Source organism: Bacillus sp. JJ722, assembly GCF_036963345.1.
Lineage (GTDB): Bacteria > Bacillota > Bacilli > Bacillales > DSM-1321 > Bacillus_AD.
This window is the reverse complement of the sequence record NZ_JBALMO010000088.1, coordinates 9708-14135: the sequence shown is the minus strand read 5'-3', so window position 1 is coordinate 14135 and position 4428 is coordinate 9708. Positions and strand designations below refer to the sequence as shown.

General features: G+C 34.0%; 5 protein-coding genes. 4 read left to right on the top strand and 1 reads right to left on the bottom strand.

Features of this window, described 5'->3' with window-relative positions:
* Positions 1-453: 453 nt before the first annotated feature.
* Positions 454-819, bottom strand: coding sequence for a GIY-YIG nuclease family protein (locus V7014_RS12365; protein WP_335507516.1), 366 nt, complete (start codon positions 817-819; stop codon positions 454-456).
* Between the two features lie 167 nt (positions 820-986).
* Here V7014_RS12365 and V7014_RS12360 point away from each other — a divergent pair, with 167 nt between their 5' ends.
* From V7014_RS12360 to V7014_RS12345, 4 genes are all read left to right on the top strand, one after another.
* Entirely contained in the window at positions 987-1931 is a 945-nt protein-coding gene (locus V7014_RS12360) for a thymidylate synthase (RefSeq protein WP_438824909.1), read from the top strand.
* Positions 1932-1963: 32 nt separating this feature from the next.
* Positions 1964-2449, top strand: coding sequence for a dihydrofolate reductase (locus V7014_RS12355; RefSeq protein WP_335507514.1), 486 nt, complete (start codon positions 1964-1966; stop codon positions 2447-2449).
* A 116-nt stretch (positions 2450-2565) separates the two neighbouring features.
* On the top strand, positions 2566-3426 hold the full coding sequence (locus tag V7014_RS12350; protein WP_335507512.1) for an EamA family transporter: 861 nt from the start codon (positions 2566-2568) through the stop codon (positions 3424-3426).
* A gap of 127 nt (positions 3427-3553) precedes the next feature.
* Positions 3554-4273 (top strand): lysophospholipid acyltransferase family protein, encoded by a 720-nt coding sequence (locus tag V7014_RS12345; protein WP_335507510.1) that lies wholly within the window; start codon positions 3554-3556, stop codon positions 4271-4273.
* Positions 4274-4428: the final 155 nt, after the last annotated feature.

Here is a 4428-nt window from a genome sequence, read left to right as displayed (position 1 = left end):
GTTACGAGAAATTTGTTATGCTGCTTAAGTAAGTTTATATATTTCACGAAACCTACTTCTGACAGCCCCCTTATCTAGGGGTCATGTTTCCTTACAAAAACCTTAAAAATAAAAGAACTGGATAGAAAAAATAAAATAGAAATAATAAATGGCGATTGCCAGTGGTGCAATTGAGAATATAATAAAAAACCTAAGAAAAAAGACAATAAAAAAAGATCTAGATAAATAAATATTTCGAGATTCATAACCATACTTACATCATTGAGCTGCTCTAAGAGATTGTTGATTTCTTCATTATTTTTCATAACATCTCACCTATTATCGTAGTATTCTAGTTTATGAAATACTATGGCGGAATGTTCTTAATTGACTAAAGAATAAAAAAATATATCTTTGTGTATTATTTCCAACTTAGGTCTCCAATAACTAATAAGCTTTGTAAAACTGCCTTTTCTAGTTAAGGCGAATTAGATGACCATTACATTTACAATCTGAGGCTCCGAACTGTTTCATCCAAACTTCACCTTGTTCAGCAAACTTAGCTGCTAAGGAACATTCTCCATCTGGATCCTCATAAGATTGTATTTTTGTAATGGAACAATAAGGACGTAAATAGTCTAAGTGCCAGCGTTTTGTTTTTTCGATCATGTAATGTCTCTGTACTCGTTTAAGGATGTTTTTCTTTGCGCTACCAATGTATATATAATTTCCTTTTGTGAAATGATAGAGCCCTCTTGCTCCAATCTCAATATTCACATTCTCATTCAATGTAAGAAAAACTGCATAGAAGGTATGATTTGGGTCAATATTCCATTCCAACTCTTTGATTCTCCTTTCAATCATCATAAACATTTTTATATGGAACTGTGTTACAAAACAAGGATCTTCCGGCTTATTGTAAAAAAACCAAAATGTTCTCCCTGTACTTCTTCTAATAATAAAGGTTAAAATATAACAATATTATTGATTATAGAGGTGCTATTACATTGAAACAATACTTAGAGCTGTGTAAACACGTTTTGCATAATGGTGTGAAGAAAGAAGACCGTACAGGAACAGGTACAATCAGCACATTCGGCTATCAAATGCGTTATGATTTACAAGAAGGTTTTCCATTAATGACAACGAAACGTATTCCATTTCGATTAATCGCTAGTGAATTGTTATGGTTTATTAAAGGAGATACAAATATTAAATATTTGCTTCAGCATAATAATCATATTTGGAATGAATGGGCATTTAAAAAGTGGGTTGAAAGTGATGAATATACTGGACCTGATATGACTGACTTTGGTTTGCGTTCTCAAGAAGATGAAGCATTCAATCAAGAATATCAAAAGCAAATGAAGGTTTTTATTGATTCTATTTTGAATGATGATGAGTTTGCTCGTAAATATGGAGAGCTTGGAGATGTGTATGGCAAGCAATGGCGTGCATGGAAAACAACTGCTGGAGAAACGATTGATCAATTAAAAGATGTTATCGAAACCATTAAGCGAAACCCTGATTCACGAAGATTAATTGTTTCAGCATGGAATCCAGAAGATGTACCATCGATGGCTTTACCACCATGTCATACATTGTTCCAATTCTATGTGTTAGAAGGTAAGCTTTCTTGTCAGCTTTATCAACGCAGCGCGGATATATTTCTTGGAATTCCATTCAATATTGCGAGCTATGCTTTATTAACGCATTTGATTGCACATGAATGTGGATTAGAAGTAGGCGAGTTTATTCATACATTGGGTGATGCTCATATTTACAGTAATCACATGGAGCAGATTGAGAAGCAATTACTCCGTGAACCTAAACAACTTCCAACACTTATATTAAATAAGGACAAGCAATCTGTATTTGAATTTGAAATGGATGATATCCATATTGATGGATATCATCCACATCCAGCTATTAAAGCACCAGTGGCTGTTTAAAACGTAAATAACTAACAAAGGGAGGGGATACAATGATCGTTTCCATTATTGTAGCAATGGATGAAAAACGTGTAATCGGTATGAATAATCAATTGCCTTGGCGTTTACCGAGAGAATTACAATATGTAAAGAAAACTACGATGGGTCATCCTATCATCATAGGAAGAAAAAATTACGAGTCGATAGGAAGACCACTTCCCGGAAGAAGAAATATTGTTTTAACAAGGGATGTTCATTTCCAAGCAGAAGGTTGTGAAATTGCGCATTCACCTGAAGAAGTATTGAAGCTTTGTGCAAACGAAGAAGAAATCTTCATTTTCGGTGGGGAGCAAATTTATAAACTTTTTCTCTCTCAGACAGATAAATTGTATATTACTAAAATTCACCATGCTTTTGAAGGAGATACCTTCTTTCCTGAAATCGATTATAGCGAGTGGAACGAAGTATTTGTTGAACAAGGCATAACAGATGAGAAAAACCCGTATACCTATTATTTTCATGTGTACGAAAGAAAGTAAGAAATATAGTAAGGAATAAAGACCGATCATGATAAAGTGATTGGTCTTTATTCTAATTGGGAATTCATGCATAATTAAAGGTGGATAAAGAATATTAGAAAAAGAGATGATGATTAGTGAGTATTACATTAGCGTTATTAGCCGCTCTATTTGCCTCTCTCACGGCCATATTAGCAAAGGTGGGAATAGAGAAGGTAGACTCAAATTTAGCAACTGCTGTGCGTACTATTGTTGTTGTGATCATGGCCTTTATCATGGTATTAATTACCGGTCACTTCGATGAAATTTTAGCTGTGTCAGGTAAAGCTTTGATTTTTTTAGTTATATCTGGTGTGACAACTGGATTATCTTGGTTATGTTATTTCAAAGCGATCAAAATTGGTGATGTGTCAAAAGTTGTTCCAATCGATAAGTCGAGTGTAGTTATGACAATTATTTTGTCTTTTATCATTTTAGGGGAACCAGCTACACCGATGGTAATTGCGGGTGGTGCAATCATAGCAGTTGGAACATTCATACTAATTGGTAAAATTAAGCCTGATAAAACTATTAAAGCATCAAACTCTTATATTGTATTAGCTGTGTTATCTGCCCTATTTGCAGCTTTAACAGCAATTTTAGCGAAAATAGGAATTGAAGATGTCGATTCAAATGTAGCAACATTTATTAGAACTGTTGTCATCATTATATTTGCTTGGGGAATTGTATTGTTTCAAGGTACGCATCGCCAACTGAAAGAAATATCTAAAAGAAGTTATACATTTTTAATATTATCGGGTGTAGCTACAGGGCTGTCTTGGTTATGCTATTTTGGTGCAATTGCGATAGGTAAGGTTTCGATCGTGGCTCCTATTGATAAGTTTAGTGTCGTTATTACAATGATTTTAAGTTTTATCATCTTAAAAGAAAAACCATCAAAAACAACGATCATTGGAGGTATTGTCATCACGGTTGGAACAATATTACTAATCATATAATGATAGGCACGATAGATTTGAAAGAATATAGTTTGTATCAATACTCAATTACTTAAGGAATGCTATAGTTTTTAATTACATAATTGTATATAATGAGGAAGGCAATTTACTCAGGAGGTACAACAAGATGCGCACAGTGGCATTTTTCCTTTATTTTTTTGGTTACTTATTTTATAGTATTCCATTTTTAAATAAAGCTAGAAAATTCAACGATGACTCTTTAACTGTAGAAGAGCAAGACCAATTTAAACATACACATGCTAAAAAATGGGCGAGTAAACTAGTTAAGATTTCAGGTGCTAATGTAACAGTATTAGATGAAGAAAATATTCCATCTGGATCTGTTTTAATCGTGGCTAATCATGAAGGTAACTTTGATATTCCAGTATTAATAAGTTCTTTAAAAAAACCATTCGGATTCATTTCAAAAATCGAAGTAAAGAAAATACCAATTGTTTACCGATGGATGGAAGTTATGAATTGTGTGTTTATGGATCGTAAAGATCGTAGACAATCCATTAAAGCTATTCGTTCAGGTATTTCTCTTATGAAAGAAGGTCATTCTATTGCTGTCTTCCCAGAAGGGACAAGGAGTAAAGGTGGTCCGGTAGGTGAATTTAAAGCAGGTAGTTTGAGGCTAGCAACGGATGCTAAATCTCCAATCGTACCTGTCATCATTAAAGGTACGTCTCAATTAATGGAGAAGAATAATAACTGGATAAAGCCAGGAGATGTTACAATTTCTATACTGCCAGCCGTAACTTACGAACGGTATAAGGAAATGGATAGTAACGAATTAAATTCGTTTATTGAAAAGACAATTAAAGAAGCACATGAACAGGTGTAAACGAATGAAAGAAAGGTGATGTACATGTCGTATGACATGTACATCACCTTTTTTAAAAGATAAGAATGTATATGATTTAGCGCGCCATCTAGCTCCAGCGCCCAGCTCCTAGTGGACTTCGCCAACCTCCCTACGATAAGTCAACTAAGAAATGC

Excerpts from the sequence above, each read along its gene's own strand:
- V7014_RS12355 (WP_335507514.1), top strand. The coding sequence starts at position 1,964 with ATGATCGTTTCCATTATTGTAGCAATGGATGAAAAACGTGTAATCGGT.
- V7014_RS12345 (WP_335507510.1), top strand. The coding sequence starts at position 3,554 with ATGCGCACAGTGGCATTTTTCCTTTATTTTTTTGGTTACTTATTTTAT.